Origin of the sequence: Achromobacter sp. Marseille-Q0513 (assembly GCF_018195695.1) — a bacterium.
Lineage (GTDB): Bacteria > Pseudomonadota > Gammaproteobacteria > Burkholderiales > Burkholderiaceae_B > Achromobacter.
The window spans coordinates 1-432 of sequence record NZ_JAGTJY010000550.1; the positions used below are offsets into that span (position 1 = coordinate 1).

Genomic DNA, 432 nt, shown 5'->3' on the forward strand with positions numbered 1-432 from the left:
TCCTCGGACTCGTGGACTTTGACATCGTAATCTGCATCCCGGCCCATGCCAGCTATCGCATGCACGGGAAAGTCGCGTTGATCCTGCCCCCCTTGCTTGCCTTGGGCGGGCATATACAAACCGTAGCTAGCAAGCCCGGGCAACCAGCGCCCCGCCAGCACTCCGTCCGGCTCCTTGACTTGCGCGAACGCTCGCAGAATATTGAGCACGGCCTGATTGTTGGTCGACGCAGCCACGATCAGAGGTGGCTCGTCTCGATTCAGCGCCGCCTGTACCCACTGATTCGCAATGACACTCAGCAGCAGGGTCGTCTTGCCAGTTCCCGGCGGCCCGTCCACTGCCAGGACATCAGGCGCGCTTGCCGCAAGAAAATGCGCCAAGGATTCTCTCTGCGACGACGCCAGGCCATAGCGGCATTCCATCTGTCCGATG

Annotated in this window: 1 protein-coding gene; it reads right to left on the bottom strand. The window is 61.1% G+C overall.

Translation table 11 applies throughout. The features are described from left to right. A partial coding sequence (locus KDH83_RS31715) for an AAA domain-containing protein (protein WP_212323147.1) occupies positions 1-380 on the bottom strand: 380 nt, incomplete at its 3' end. Positions 381-432: the final 52 nt, after the last annotated feature.